This window comes from Vibrio sp. MA40-2 (genome assembly GCF_047302445.1).
In the GTDB taxonomy this organism is placed as follows: Bacteria; Pseudomonadota; Gammaproteobacteria; order Enterobacterales; family Vibrionaceae; genus Vibrio.
In genome coordinates, this window is sequence record NZ_CP178628.1 from 1,949,855 (window position 1) to 1,964,755 (window position 14,901).

Annotated in this window: 13 protein-coding genes; 8 read left to right on the forward strand and 5 right to left on the reverse strand. The window is 39.0% G+C overall.

Annotated features, from left to right (window positions below):
* Positions 1-7 precede the first annotated feature (7 nt).
* From pabC to ACLKML_RS16475, 5 genes are read left to right on the forward strand one after another with little or no spacing between them, the layout of a single operon-like run.
* Positions 8-811, forward strand: coding sequence for an aminodeoxychorismate lyase (gene pabC / locus ACLKML_RS16455; RefSeq protein ID WP_413284102.1), 804 nt, complete (start codon positions 8-10; stop codon positions 809-811).
* Positions 808-1,839 (forward strand): endolytic transglycosylase MltG, encoded by a 1,032-nt coding sequence (mltG, locus tag ACLKML_RS16460; RefSeq protein WP_413284103.1) that lies wholly within the window; start codon positions 808-810, stop codon positions 1,837-1,839. Before pabC ends, mltG begins: the two co-directional genes overlap by 4 nt.
* On the forward strand, positions 1,839-2,468 hold the full coding sequence (gene tmk / locus ACLKML_RS16465) for a dTMP kinase (RefSeq protein WP_413284104.1): 630 nt from the start codon (positions 1,839-1,841) through the stop codon (positions 2,466-2,468). Before mltG ends, tmk begins: the two co-directional genes overlap by 1 nt.
* A 3-nt stretch (positions 2,469-2,471) precedes the next feature.
* Entirely contained in the window at positions 2,472-3,476 is a 1,005-nt protein-coding gene (gene holB, locus ACLKML_RS16470; RefSeq protein WP_413284105.1) for a DNA polymerase III subunit delta', read from the forward strand.
* Positions 3,467-4,234 carry a TatD family hydrolase gene (locus tag ACLKML_RS16475; RefSeq protein WP_413284106.1) on the forward strand — a complete coding sequence of 256 codons (768 nt, stop codon included), beginning with the start codon at positions 3,467-3,469 and terminating at the stop codon, positions 4,232-4,234. Before holB ends, ACLKML_RS16475 begins: the two co-directional genes overlap by 10 nt.
* Positions 4,235-4,354: 120 nt before the next feature.
* On the opposite strand, the gene ACLKML_RS16480 is transcribed toward ACLKML_RS16475, so the two are convergent.
* Both ACLKML_RS16480 and ACLKML_RS16485 read right to left on the reverse strand, forming a co-directional pair.
* Positions 4,355-4,456, reverse strand: a complete 102-nt coding sequence (locus tag ACLKML_RS16480; protein WP_413284107.1) for a MetS family NSS transporter small subunit — start codon at positions 4,454-4,456, stop codon at positions 4,355-4,357.
* 1 nt (position 4,457) lies between these two features.
* Complete coding sequence (locus ACLKML_RS16485; RefSeq protein ID WP_413284108.1) at positions 4,458-5,945, reverse strand: sodium-dependent transporter; 1,488 nt, start codon at positions 5,943-5,945, stop codon at positions 4,458-4,460.
* A 643-nt stretch (positions 5,946-6,588) separates the two neighbouring features.
* On the opposite strand from ACLKML_RS16485, the gene ACLKML_RS16490 reads away from it, so the two are divergent.
* The 3 genes from ACLKML_RS16490 (at position 6,589) to ACLKML_RS16500 (ending at position 9,590) form a co-directional block, all read left to right on the forward strand.
* A complete protein-coding gene (locus tag ACLKML_RS16490; protein ID WP_413285912.1) occupies positions 6,589-6,666 on the forward strand; it encodes a hypothetical protein in 78 nt (25 codons plus the stop codon).
* A gap of 653 nt (positions 6,667-7,319) precedes the next feature.
* Positions 7,320-8,534, forward strand: a complete 1,215-nt coding sequence (locus tag ACLKML_RS16495; RefSeq protein WP_413284109.1) for an ROK family protein — start codon at positions 7,320-7,322, stop codon at positions 8,532-8,534.
* 114 nt (positions 8,535-8,648) lie between these two features.
* Complete coding sequence (locus tag ACLKML_RS16500; protein ID WP_413284110.1) at positions 8,649-9,590, forward strand: chemotaxis protein CheV; 942 nt, start codon at positions 8,649-8,651, stop codon at positions 9,588-9,590.
* A gap of 3 nt (positions 9,591-9,593) precedes the next feature.
* Here the strand turns inward: ACLKML_RS16500 and ACLKML_RS16505 are convergent, their stop codons facing one another.
* The 3 genes from ACLKML_RS16505 to imuA are packed head-to-tail and all read right to left on the reverse strand — an operon-like array spanning position 9,594 to position 14,866.
* Positions 9,594-12,755, reverse strand: coding sequence for an error-prone DNA polymerase (locus ACLKML_RS16505; RefSeq protein WP_413284111.1), 3,162 nt, complete (start codon positions 12,753-12,755; stop codon positions 9,594-9,596).
* On the reverse strand, positions 12,756-14,153 hold the full coding sequence (locus ACLKML_RS16510) for a Y-family DNA polymerase (RefSeq protein WP_413285913.1): 1,398 nt from the start codon (positions 14,151-14,153) through the stop codon (positions 12,756-12,758).
* 5 nt (positions 14,154-14,158) lie between these two features.
* Positions 14,159-14,866, reverse strand: coding sequence for a translesion DNA synthesis-associated protein ImuA (gene imuA / locus ACLKML_RS16515; RefSeq protein WP_413284112.1), 708 nt, complete (start codon positions 14,864-14,866; stop codon positions 14,159-14,161).
* Between the last annotated feature and the right edge of the window lie 35 nt (positions 14,867-14,901).

Here is a 14,901-nt window from a genome sequence, read left to right on the forward strand (position 1 = left end):
GTGTTAGATGTTTTGGGTTAACGGACAACCAGCGTCAACGATATCACTTTCAGATCGGTCTTTTCAGTATGGAGATGGTTGTTTTACCACCATTCTAACCAAACAAGGAACACTGATAAGGTGGGATCTGCACCTAGAACGCATGCAAGCGTGTTTGCAACGATTGGGAATAACTCAGCCAGATTGGCAACAAGTTAGTGAATGGGCAAACTTAGCGGCACTAGATGAACCATATGCAGGCTTGAAATTGCACATCAGCCGTGGCTCTGGTGGAAGAGGTTATAGCCCTAAAGGAATTAATACTCCTACGGTTACCGTAAGTCATTTTTCTTATCCGCAACACTATTTCAATTGGCAGAAAGAAGGCATACAACTCGGCGTGTGCAAGTTGAAACTAGGCTTAATGCCATTACTTGCAGGGCATAAGCATAATAATAGATTAGAACAAGTGCTACTAAAACAAGAGCTTGAGCAGTCTGGGTTGCAAGATGGTGTAGTGATGGATATCAATAACCATGTGATCGAAACGACAATGGCTAATTTATTTTGGATCAAGCAAGGTGTTCTTTATACCCCAAGCCTAAATAGCTGTGGTGTGGCTGGAATTATTCGAAAAACAGTGTTAAGCCATGCTAAACGACTCAATATTGCTACTGTGGTGGATGAATTTTATTTCGAACATCTGCAAAGCGCACAAGAAGTATTTATGACAAATTCGATACTAGGTGTCGCTCCGGTGACTCGCATTAATAATTTTCACTTTGATATAGGTGCGTTAACACGACGTATTCAGGAGAGTTTGATTTCGTGATTAGAAAGCTGTTTATTTTACTACTCATTGCTATCACTGCTACGGCAGCTGGTTATTTTTATATCAAAAATCAAGTTGATCTTTATGCAGATCAAGTCATAACACTTGCTGAACCTGAGACCATTACTATTGATGCTGGAAGTAGTTTTCGTCGTGTTTTGCAGCAATTTGAAGCCAAAGGTTGGGTCGAACCAAGTCCTTATATAAAATTGATTACTCGCTTTAGACCTGAACTGAAAAATGTTAAAGCTGGTACGTTTATGATCCAACCCAACATGTCTTTTAGTGAAGCCCTTATCTTCATATCCTCAGGCAAAGAGCACCAGTTTGCTATTACGTTTGTTGAAGGCAGCCGTTTTTCAGAATGGCGGTCTATTCTGTCGCAAGCCGATTCCTTAACGCATAACATCACCGATCTCACAGAGTCTGATATCGCCGATCAATTAAATATCGGGACAGATTTAAGTTTAGAAAGCAAAAAATTAGAAGGGCTATTTTTAGCGGAAACTTATCATTACACTGCGGGTATGTCTGATCTCGATATTCTTGCTCGTGCGTACAATAACCTAAATAGCGTGTTAGAGCGTGAATGGGCCAATCGTCAAAAAGACTTGCCGTTAAAAACGCCTTACGAAGCACTGATACTGGCTTCAATTATTGAAAAAGAGACGGCGCTAGAAAGCGAGCGAAATACCGTTGCATCGGTGTTTATCAATAGGTTGAATCGTCGTATGCGTTTGCAAACCGACCCTACTGTTATCTATGGCATGGGCGATAAATATACTGGCAATATCCGTAAAAAGGATTTAAAAACGCCTACGCCATATAATACATACACGATTAATGGTTTACCTCCTACACCGATAGCGATGGCCGGTGAGGCTTCAATTCATGCTGCACTTAATCCCGAAAAGACCAACTATCTTTATTTTGTTGCCAGTGGCAAAGGTGGTCACGTTTTCTCAAAAAACTTGAAGCAGCATAATCGAGCCGTACAAAATTACTTAAGAGAATTAAGAAAGAAATAATGAATAAAGCAAAGTTTATTGTTGTTGAAGGGTTAGAAGGTGCGGGAAAAAGTACCGCTATCGCTGCAATTGAACAAGTGTTGAAACAGCAAGGTGTTGACTCAATTATTAATACCAGAGAGCCTGGCGGAACAGTGTTAGCGGAAAAAATGCGTGCCTTGGTAAAAGAGGAGCATGAAGGTGAAGTTCTTCAAGATATGACTGAACTACTGTTGATGTATGCCGCTCGTGTTCAATTAGTTGAAAACGTAATAAAACCGGCATTGGATAAAGGGCAATGGGTTGTTGGTGATCGCCATGATCTCTCTTCGCAAGCCTATCAAGGTGGCGGTAGACAAATACCTTTGGCAACGATGCAAAGTCTAAAACAAGTCACGTTAGGGGATTTTAAACCTGATCTGACTCTTTATCTGGATTTGGACCCACGTTTGGGATTAGAAAGAGCCAGAGGTCGTGGTGAGCTAGATAGAATAGAAAGAAATGATATCAGTTTTTTTGATCGTTCAAGATCTCGTTATTTAGAGTTAGCCAAGGCCGATGATAGCATTATCATTATTGATGCGAGTAATAATATTCAGCAAGTTCAAGCGAGTATTACAACCGCGCTTGTTGAGTGGTTAAATAGGTAGAAAATGCACGATATTTACCCTTGGTTACAGCCTTTATGGGCTAAATGGCAAGCGTTAAGCGAAACCGATAGAGTTTCTGGGGCGATGCTATGTACCGCTCCGCAAGGAAGTGGCGTTAATCAGTTAGTTGAGCTTTTTGTACATACTCTTATTTGCAGTCACTCAAACCGAGAGCCTTGTGGTTTTTGTCATTCATGCGAACTCGCTCAATCGGGTAATCATCCTGATATTCACTGGGTAACAGCTGAGAAAGAAGGGAAGCCAATCACCGTTGATCAAATTCGTCGTTGTAATCAATGGGCTTTAGAGTCATCTCAATTAGGTGGCAAGCGAGTGATTATTGTTCATCCTGCTGAAACAATGAACGAATCCGCTTCCAATGCTTTATTAAAAACATTGGAATCACCAGCTGAAGATTGTGTGTTCATATTAATCTCAAATAATAATCGTAAATTATTACCGACTATCATTAGTCGTTGTCAAAAATGGTCACTAACCGAACCCGCACTAGAAAGTACTTATCAGTGGTTATTAACACAAACCGATAAAGCGTGTAATCCGGTAGGAATTAGATTGTGTAACGGTGCACCATTGAAAGCTCTTGAGTTTTTTGAGCAAGGTCAATACAGTCAGTTTCAGAAAATAGAGATAGCTTTATGTACATTCTTAACCACCAATAGCATTGACTATCGAGCGGTTTGGCTCGCCATTCAAGCCAATCCTATCGAAAGTCTAAAGTGGATTGCTGTGTTAATGAGTGATATTCAGAAAGTACATTTTGGGCTTAGCGGTAAAGAGCTCTCTTCACAAGCGCCATCTTTACAAGTACAACCAGTATTTTGTGAGCAAAGTGAAACACTATCAAAACTCATCCCATACCATGTCGCCTACCAAGCGATGTTATCAATTAATACCACTAGAGATCAGCTCGAACGTTCTTCCGGCTTAAATGCCGAATTGCTGTTTATTCGCTGGTTGGTAGAACTTCAAGAGGCTATATGTTCGTAGATTCACATTGTCATTTAGATAAGCTTAATTATCTTGATTTACATGACGGCGTCCAAGATGTAGTCGCCAAAGCGGCGCAAGCAAAGGTGACAGAATTGCTTTCTGTCGGTGTTACTCTCGATGCGTTTCCAGCTATGTTAGAAATGATTAAAACATACGACCATATTCATGCGTCTTGTGGTGTGCATCCACTGGATGTAGAAAGCCCGTTTAGTTTAGATTTGCTTAAACAATACGCTAATAACCCTAAAGTGGTTGCTATTGGCGAAACAGGGTTAGATTATCATTACCAACCAGAGACAAAGCCGCTACAAACCGAACGATTTGAACAACATGTTGAATTGGCTGTTGAATTGAATAAACCTCTGATTATTCATACTCGTGATGCAAGAGCTGATACGTTATCAATATTGCGTGCAGGTCATGCTGAAAAGTGCGGTGGTGTGATTCACTGTTTTACCGAAGACCTAGAATTTGCTGAAAACGCAATGGCTTTAGGTTTCTATATTTCTATTTCTGGTATTGTTACTTTTAAGCAGGCTTTAGAATTAAAACAGGTAGTTAAAGCATTACCATTAGATAGGCTATTAATTGAAACAGATTCACCTTATTTAGCGCCAGTACCGCATAGAGGTAAAGAAAATCAACCTGCCTATGTAGTAGAAGTTGCTCAGTATATTGCGCAACTAAAGGGGATCTCATTGACCGAGGTTGCGGAAAAAACTACACGTAATTTTCATGAGTTATTTATCAGATAAACGGATTGAGTTACGATATTAAAAATGGCCACTAGTTGAAAGTCATCTAGTGGCCATTTTTTACTCACATTTTTTGCTAAATAACTGGCCGTTAAATAGCTTATAGGTTAGATAACAACATTATTTATTGTTATTATCCATCGCCTTTTTAATGCAAATAGCCGCACCACCCCAAGTAATGCCTAGGCCAAAAATCATCATAATAATTGCACCAGTTGTCATGTTACGCTTCCTTTTTATTTGATGGTTGAGGTTTGCTAACCACGTTGATGATAATGCCTATAACAGCGAGAAGAGCAATTAATCCCCAACCAAGAGTGATTAGTTCATACTGAGCGTAACCACCATAGCCTTCGGCAATTAAGTGAGAAAATTTAGTATAAACAATAAGTGCCAACGCAAGTGGTGTAATAAAGCGTAGACACAATTCAAACCAACCAGCGATAGTAAAATCAGAGACCTTATTCACATATTGGCGAACATCAGCCAGTTTAACTAACCAAGCCATTAATACAATTTCGATCAAACAGCTGGTTAAAATACCCACGTTATTAACAAAGTGGTCGACTAGGTCGAGTAATAACAAACCGCCATTAGTTGCAAATGCCATAGAGATAAGCATACCTACGCCACAGACGATAGTAGCAGCTTTTTTCCGTGACCAGTTAAGCTTGTCGATTACAGATGAAACAACCGCTTCCATAATAGAGATCTGCGAGCTCAACCCTGCGACTACAAGTGCAAGGAAAAATAGCGGGCCAAGAATATAAGGAGCTGGTAATAAGTTAATCGCTGCAGGTAATGTTACAAACGCAAGACCAACACCAGCGCTCACGACTTCTGTTATAGGTTTACCTTGTTCTGCAGCCATGTAGCCAAGAACAGAGAAAATCATGATACCAGCTAGAATAGAGAAACCACAGTTAATCAATACCGTCATAAAGGCGTTATTATTGATGTCTGATTTTTCTGGTAGATAGCTAGAGTAAGCCAACATAATTGCAAAACCAATACTTAGAGTGAAGAAGATTTGGCCATAAGCCGCCGCCCACACTTTCATATCCATGATTTTGCTGAAATCTGGTTGGAATAAGTAGTTAATACCGTCGATAGCGCCTGGCAAAAAGATCATACGGGCAATAAGGCCAAGTACCATAATGAATAGTACAGGCATCATTATTTTCGCGGCACGCTCAATCCCCGCTTTAACACCACCAGCAATGGCAGCATAAGTTATTGCCCATGCAATCAGCATTGAACCTGCAATACCCCATTGCATACCACCAAGATTAGTTGGTGAGTTATCGCCTAACCCTAAATATTCACTGAAGAAAAAGGCATTGGTATCAGCACCCCATTCTTGAGTGAATGACATACTAAAGTAAGAGATAGCCCAACCAATTACAGCAACGTAATAAACAGCAATACTTGCTGCAATGCCGATTTGGAACCAACCTAACCATTCAAACTTTGCATTGATACGACCTAAAGTGATAGGTGCTGAACCGCGGTTTCTTTGACCCATACTAAATTCTAGGATCATAAATGGAATACCAGCAGTGATCATGGCAAAAAGGTAAGGAATTAAAAAGGCGCCACCACCGTTTTCATAAGCCATATAAGGAAAACGCCAGATGTTTCCAAGGCCGATAGCCGATCCAACAGCGGCAAGAATAAATCCTGCGCGGGATCCCCATTGTTCACGCTTCATAGTCACTCCTTTATTACTATATTCTAAGTTATGAAGCATCTACTCTTGCTTAAAACGATACCTGGCATATTTTTTGGTATTATTCACTATTAATTTGCTTATATTGCAGTTGTAAATTAGTGTGACTTTTAAATGCTTGGTTTTTTATTTTAATCTCAAGGGTAAATCTTAGAATATTATTCTTTATATTGTGATGTGTGTTTGCGAAATCTGAAATAATCAGCTACGCGTGACAAAGGAGAGTACAGAGATAAATAGGGTAAAGCAATAGATATGAGTTGTTACAAATGTTATTTTTTTTGGTTTTAACGTTGTTAAAATGAGAAATAATTGGTTATATAGTTCATAATGATAAGATAGTGTGGTTTATATGACTGGTATAACTCTGCTTTATAGTTTATTTTTCTTATTATTAGAAAAGTGTGTATGACTGAAAAATGTGCGATTCACGCCATAATATTGCTTATACATCACTATTTATCACTATATCTTATTCGCTATGTATAAGTATCTATCGATAAGGTTGATGAATAATTTTTTAAAATAATTATTAGCTATGATTTAAGTTTCTTGAGACTATTAACCTTGTTTATTCGGCAGTTTTTTTTTTAGTTTTAACGGAGAGTATTTTATGGAATACAATATGAAAATGGCTTTATCAATCGTATCAGTCTCTTATGCTATCATTCTTTTTTGTAGCTTTGTTGCGGTCACACATTAATTTTTATCATACTAATTTTTATTGAATGGTTTATGCCCAACTAGGGCATTACCAGTAATACTTAAGTTAAATTCGATCTCTTAAGCTATGCAAAATATATAAATAGACACACCACTTTGTTCTTTCATAGAGAGAACAAAGTGGTGTGTTCACGTCAAAATTCAGCAAGCTCATATTAATGGCCTGTCACTTTCATTTGGTGTGTTAAATAGCGGCTTATAAGACCTTCTTAAGTGGTATTAAGTCATTAATCCTTTCAATGTTAATGCTTTTGGTATTAGACGTTAATACTTTCGGCATTAAGCGTTAATACTTTTGACATGAGGCATTAATACTTTCAGCATTAATGGGTATTTCTGCCTCTTGCCTTTCTCGTTTGTAGTGTTGTCTTGAGCTATAAAATGGGTTTGTCTTGCAAGCGTAAGTTCCAAGCCTTGGAAGGCAAGTACCATTTATACAAAGTTATTGATTATTATTAGACAATTGTTATTGGACAGTATGCGTCAGATCAATTATTTTGAACGGTGAAATATATTTTTGTCTGATTTTTGGGTTAAATGTGATTTGCACGTAATAGGGATGGAAAGACTTGGTAAATGGTCGCTATTGCGTAAATAGAAAATTAACTTAATTGTGTCATTTTGGAGTTTCAAATGTACATGGCTCAACCAGGCCATATTGATCATATTAAACAGGTCAATGCTGGACGTGTGTATAAATTAATCGACGAACTCGGTCCAATATCCCGTATTGATTTGTCGAAAACAAGTCGATTAGCACCAGCGAGTATTACTAAAATTACTCGAGAGTTAATTGATGCACATATTATTCATGAAACCATCGTTCAGGAAGCGACTAGCCGTGGTCGGCCAGCTGTTGGATTACAAACGGATAATGAAGATTGGCAGTTTGTTTCTATGCGTCTAGGGCGAGGATACCTTACGATTGCTTTGCATGAACTAGGTGGCTCGGTACTGATTGATACAAAAATCGATATTCATGAAGTAGAACAAGATGATGTTCTCGCTCGTTTGTTGCATGAAATCGAAGAGTTTTTTCAAACTTATGCCGATCAATTGAGCCGAGTAACAAGCATCGCGGTTACGTTGCCTGGTTTAGTTAATTCCGAACAAGGCATTGTGATTAAAATGCCACATTATAATGTGGAAAATCTGCCTTTGGGCCCAGCAATATATCAGTCTACTGGCTTACCGGTATTTATAGCTAACGATACTCGTGCATGGGCGCTTGCAGAAAAACTATTTGGTAACTCTCAAGTCAACGAGAATTCAGCATTAATTTCCATCCACCATGGCGTGGAAGCAGGTATTATTCTAAGTGGGCGTTTATTACAAGGTCGGCATGGCAATATTGGCGAGCTTGGACATATTCAAATTGATCCTAATGGTTTGCTTTGTCATTGTGGTAATCGAGGCTGTTTAGAAACGGTTGCGAGCTCTCAAGCAATTAGAGATCAAGTGACCATGCGATTGCAAGCTGGTGAGCAATCGATTATTGATATTAACCACGTTACGATTGAATCTATTTGTTCTGCTGCCGCAGACGGTGATCCATTAGCAGTCGAAGTAGTGGAGAGATTAGGCCATTATTTAGGGGTAGCGATTTCAATTATCATTAATTTATTTAATCCAGAGAAAGTGATCATTGGTGGTGTAATTAACCAAGCTAAATCAATATTGTACCCTGAGATTGAAGCGGTAGTGAAAAGTCAAAGTTTCTCCGATTATCGTATAAATCTAGAAATAGTAGAAAGTCGCTTTTACAAGCAAGCGACAATGCCTGGTGCAGCACTGATCAGACAAGCATTATACGATGGTCAATTATTGATGCGAATGGTGGATGGCTAAATTTCTGGTCACGATAATAATATACTATCGGATTAATTGTTTTCTGATATGCTTATCAATATTAAATAGGTTAAGTCTTACGACAATCTAATCTTAAATTAGTGGAAAAGTCTTATGTCTGGAATACTGAGCAGTGTTGATCAAAGAACCAATTTAGTTGGTGAAAATCGACTCGAATTATTGTTGTTTAAATTAAGTCGTTATCAATTATTTGCTATTAATGTATTTAAGGTAAAAGAAGTCCTTAAAGTGCCACCGATGACTAAAATACCGGGTGCTCATTCTAGTGTTATTGGGGTTGCTTCGTTACGTGGCGATTCTGTTCCTATTATTGATCTGCGAGCCGCAATTGGTTTTAAACCTATGCATCCAGATGAGGAGCAAAATCTGATTATTACCGAGTATAACCGCACAATTCAGGGTTTTTTGGTCGGACAGGTACATAATATTATTAACACTACGTGGAGTAATATTGCACCACCGCCTAAAACAGCGGGTAAATCTAATTATTTGACGGCGATTACTCAGTTAGAAGATGAAGGTAAAACAAAGATTGTCGAAATAATCGATGTTGAAAAAGTATTGGCTCAGATTATTGACTACGATATCTCTATTAGCGCTGGAATTTTGGATCAAAATCTTGCCGCGCAAATGGTGGGCAGAAATGTTTTGATTGTTGATGATTCATCCACTGCTAGAGGTCAAATCAAAGGGACGTTAGAGCAATTAGGGCTAAATATCATTGAATGTGGTGATGGTTTGGAGGCATTAACATTATTGCGAAAATGGCGAGATGAAGGTAAAGATATTACTCAGGAGTTGATGATGATGATCACCGATGCTGAAATGCCTGAAATGGATGGTTATCGATTAACTTATGAAGTACGCAACGATCCTTCAATGAAAGATCTATTTATTACACTAAACACTTCGCTTAGTGGTAGCTTCAATGAAGCTATGGTTGAAAAAGTCGGGTGTGATCGCTTTATTTCTAAATTTCAGCCAGATCTGTTAGTTGAGGTAGCACAAGAAAGAATGCAGCAAATAATTGGTTAATCGCTAATGAAAATTACGGGATTTGTTGTGGATTTTCTGGTTACAAAGTGTCTCTAAGCAATCACTTAAATCGATGAGTTTACCAGCAATAACATGGGTAACCTTACCATCGTGTTCTAATATTCCTTTCACTTTTAATATATTCGCCGTTAAATAAGCATTTTTTTGTGCTTTAGCGGTGGCAGACCAAACCACCACATTTACGTTACCTGTGTCATCTTCCAGAGTAAAGAAAGTAACACCAGCTGCTGTGCCTGGAGACTGACGACCGGTGACTACGCCGGCAACGGTCACCAATGATTTATGTGGTTTATTGAGCAGATCGGTTTGCCGAGTAATAGAACCTAGCAGCCCTTTTTCTGCTAATAAGGTAATTGGATGTTTAGCTAATGACAAACCTGTTGCCGCATAATCTTCAGCCAGAGTTTCAAAAGCGTTTTCCTTGTGCTGAAACGGTTGCGTTTCCTCAACGAGAGATTGAAATAGCGGATAATCTTGTATTGAATCCATAACGCTCCAACGGCTGCTATATCTGTCATTAGCACAAGAGCTTAAGCGATCATTAGCAGAAGTTTTTAGAAGATTATCAGAAAAGAAATTTAAGCTATTAGCAGAAGCTAAGGCAGAAATATCTTTTTTATTTATCCCCATTCTTTTTAGTTGTCCACTGTTTTGATAGCCGTTGTTAGGGCGATTATTGACAAGTTGTATGGCTGCTTTTTTAGATAAACCGCGTATCAAACGTAGACCAAGGCGCAGAGCGTAACGTTTGGTGTTTGATTTTTTATCTTCTACTATTGTGTGATCGTATTGAGATTGATTAACGCATATAGGCAAAATTTCGATGTGATGTCGCCTTGCATCTTGTATAAGTTGAGAAGGACTATAAAACCCCATCGGTAAGCTATTTAGAATCGAGGTATAAAAAACTTCAGGATAATAATATTTTAGCCAGGCAGAACAGTAAGCTAAAATAGCAAAAGAAGCCGAATGGCTTTCAGGAAATCCATATTCGCCAAAACCACAAATTTGTTCAAAAATACGTTCTGCGAATTTTGCATCATAACCTCTATCTAGCATGCCATTAATCAGTTTATGTTTGAATTTGAATACGTCACCGTTTTTTTTCCACGCCGCCATTGCTCGTCGTAATTGATCCGCTTCTCCACCGCTAAAACCGGCTGCTACCATAGCCAGCTTTATCACTTGTTCCTGAAATATAGGTACACCCATTGTGCGCTCAAGGACTTGTTTTACTTGTTCTGAAGGGTAGGTGATCGCTTCAATACCATCACGTCGCTTTAAAAATGGATGTACCATATCGCCTTGAATTGGCCCGGGACGTACAATGGCAATTTGAATGACCAGATCATAATAACAGTGTGGTTTTAATCGAGGTAACATACTCATTTGCGCTCGAGATTCAATTTGAAAAACACCCACCGTATCAGCTCTTTGTAACATGGCGTAGACATTTGGATCATCTTGCATTCGGCTGATATCTGCAATGGATAACTGCCGTTGTTCGGTTTTTTCAATTAGGTCAAAACATTTCCTTATTGCACTAAGCATCCCTAATGCTAATACGTCTACTTTTAATAATTTTAGTGTCTCTAAGTCATCTTTATCCCACTGAATAACGGTTCTGTCTGGCATCGAGGCATTTTCTACTGGAACGAGCTCGTATAATGGACCTGAAGATATGATAAACCCACCTACATGTTGCGATAAATGGCGAGGGAAACCGATAATTTCATCGACTAACTGTATAAACTGGTGACCTTTTAACGACTCAGGTTTTAAACCAAGCTCAGTAAGCTGAGCTTGCCAGCCAAGGCTTCGATCGCGACGATGAGTATTTTTAATAAAAAAATCGAGCTGAGTTTCAGATAAACCTAACGCTTTGCCTACATCTCGTACCGCACTTTTATAGCGATAGCTAATGACCGTTGCGGCTAAAGCGGCTCGTTCTCTACCATATTTTTGATAAATATATTGAATCACTTCTTCGCGTCGTTCATGTTCAAAATCAACATCGATATCAGGTGGCTCATCTCGCTCTTTACTGATGAACCGTTCAAAAAGTACCGAGATTTGCCGTGGATCGACTGAGGTAATTTCTAAGCAATAACATACAACTGAATTTGCTGCAGAACCACGGCCCTGATAGAGGATACGCTGACTTTTAGCGAACATGACAATGTCATGAATAGTTAAAAAATAGAACGGGTATTTCATCTCTTCAATTAAGTGTAATTCTTTATCTATTGTGTTTTGTATTTCAGGATCAACGCCATTGGGAAAGCGAACTTTTTTTCCTTTTTCTACTAACAACCTTAAGTAACTCATCGGTGTGTGTCCTTTAGGGACAAGTTCCGATGGGTACTGATAACACAATTCATTGAGACTAAAGCGGCATGTTTGAGCAAGTCGATATGACTCTTGTAACCATTCCGGGTTAAAAATAGTGGCTAATTTATCGAGAGTACGTAAGCTTTGCTCAGTATTACTAATTAGCTGCTGTTTAATGCTGGTAATAGGACGCTTTTCTCGGATTGCGGTGAGCGTATGCTGCAAGGGTAAGCGAGTGGCATTGTGCATAAGGACGCCACCACAAGCGGTGATTTTAAGATCCAATGTTTGAGCCAAGTACTGGCAGTGTTCAAGGTAGCTTTGATCGGTACTTTTTAAGTGGCGTTGAAAGCCAAGCCAAACCCGCTGAGGGTGGTGTTTGGCTAGCCAGTCACCCCAATATTGATCGCTATGTTTGCCTTTAGGCAACCAGACAATATAACAATGAGACAGCGACATAATATCCCACTCTGATAAGTTATATTGTCCTTTTTCGCTGCGTTTTCGGGCGTTGGTTATCACTCTGCATAACTCAGTATAGGCGCTGAGAGTTGGGCTCAATAAGATAATTTGGCATTCAGAGTTAAGCCAGAACATGCTGCCAATGATCAACTTAATATTAAGTTCTTGCTCCCTTATGGTTCGAAAAGCACGCACTATTCCTGCTACGGAACACTCATCTGTAATAGCAATAGCCGAATAACCGAGAAAATTGGCTTGCAAGACCAATTCTTCGGGATGAGACGCACCTGTCAGAAAAGAGAAATTGCTTTGACAAAATAGCTCAGCATAGTTGATATTTGCTTTTTTCATTTAGCTAAATATCCCGTGTATAAACCATTGCTTTGTTGGTGTTTTAAAAATCCATAAAATTTTCCCAGTTACGCTTCTGGCAATGAAGTAATCTCGTATGACTTCATTACCATCCCACCAACCGGTTGCCAGCCTTTCTGGTCCGTAAATAATAGAAACTTTTTCTTGTAAAAGAGTTGGAATAGGCAGCAGTAGGCTAGGTCTTATTTGCTTTGTGTGCTTGCTCGTTTTATGAGGCTGCAAAGGTGGACACAATTGAGTGCTTCGTTCTGGTCTTGGATCAGAAGTGAGAGTGATGCCCTGAACCGATTGTTTACCTAACTTCGCTTGTAATAGAGAAACCAGTTCAAGGGCCGATAATTTTCCTGTGGCTCCATCAAATAAATCGTGTTCTTCTGTTTGAGCTTGTGCGATTCGGTTAGCATCTAAAGTCATCGCGATGATTGGCGACGCGAGTTGTACCGACTCTAAAGTTAATTGACTTAACTCATGCCATTTACTGGCTAAGTAATCACCTCGTGCAGAAGTAAAAATGACTTTTTGCTCTTCTTGATCTTTATCACGTTGATGAAGCGTTAAAGTTATTTCATAAGCAACCAGGTTTCTTAATTTGAGGAAATGTTCTAATTGAATCAATAAGGTTTGTAGGGGCTTGCTTACCCATTGAATATTTTCTATTTCATAAAGCAGATCTAAGTAGCGACTAAAGGATTCTGGTGGATAATAGAATTCGACCAAATGTTTAAAGCGTCCCGAGAGTTGACCAATATAATTGACCAATTGAATATCAAACCGCCGAGCGAGTTCTGAACTGTCTAATTTGAGAAGATCGCCAAGTTGCCGAACGCCGACCCGATTGAGTTTTTCAATATCCTTATTGCTTAATTCAGTGGCTTGTAAAGGATACTTTTTCAAATGCGCTTCAAGTATTTTCCTATCTGAAGTCACCTGATTAAAGCCGACCTGTGCCAACAAACGAGCCGAATAAGGTGAATGACCAGTTGAAAAATAATATTCCACATTCAGTTGGTCTAATACATTTTTAATCTCTTGCCAGTAGCTATTTAAGCCGTCATAAAGAGTCAACATGCTGGTAACTTTTAACAGTAGCCCGCAAGGCGGAGACAAAGAAATATCAGCGGTAGTTATGTATAGCCAGTGAGCTATCTCTAATAATTTTTTCTCTTCAATTTCTGGCTTATAAGGATGTACCTGTAGATCGTGACAAAAAGAAGCGGCAGAGCCTAAACCCATGCCCAATTTTAAACCTGAATCTTGTGCTAGTTGGTTTAATTGAACTAATTCATTATGGTGCAAAATAGCAATAGGCTGATTATCTGCTTGAGAAAAAAGCGTATCGAGTTGCAATTTAGGAAAATGAAGATAAAGCCAAAGAATCATCTTTATCCCCGTCTTTGTGATGGAAATAGGGCGATGTTGTCTTGCTTTTTAGTCGGTATAGATGTTGGTAACGATTTCGCTTGTTGCCTTAGGTACGCCCACTTATGACTCATATCGATAGAAAAGGTCGATTTTTTCCAACCTCCTTTACGCTTGTGAATAGTGGCTTGTATTCCAGATTCTTCTGCCTGCAGCTGCATAGTAAGTGAAATAGGCAAACTTACCTGATCGTGCTGTTCTGTTTTAAATAAAAAATTAAGGCATTGGCCAGTTTCACTGGCAACTTGTAAACGTCTTGCTTGATGTACTTGTAAACAAGGATGCCAGAGAATAACGCTGCTACAACAACCACTTTTTAGGCTCTGTTCGGTTGCCCAAAGTGCTTCTTTTTCTGTTCTAGGGAAAATGGTAATCAGACGATGCAGATCAATCCCTTGTTGATCTAAATATTCAGAACATAAGTAAGCCGGTGGATTAATAAAGACACTTAATTTTTGTTTTCCCGATGCTTTTATAAAGGGAGTCAGTAAACGTAATTCGCCTATGCCTAGCTCTGAGCAGATCTCTACCACGCCATGAATAGGGAACCCACCGTCTAGTTGTGCATCCAATTCAGGATAGCCTGTCGATTGAGTATTGATAGGCTCTTGTTGTTTAGAACCTTGCCAAATTAGATGTTTGCTGTGTAACAAGTCAATAACGCTTGGCATAATTCATCTCAAATATACTGTACATATATACAGTA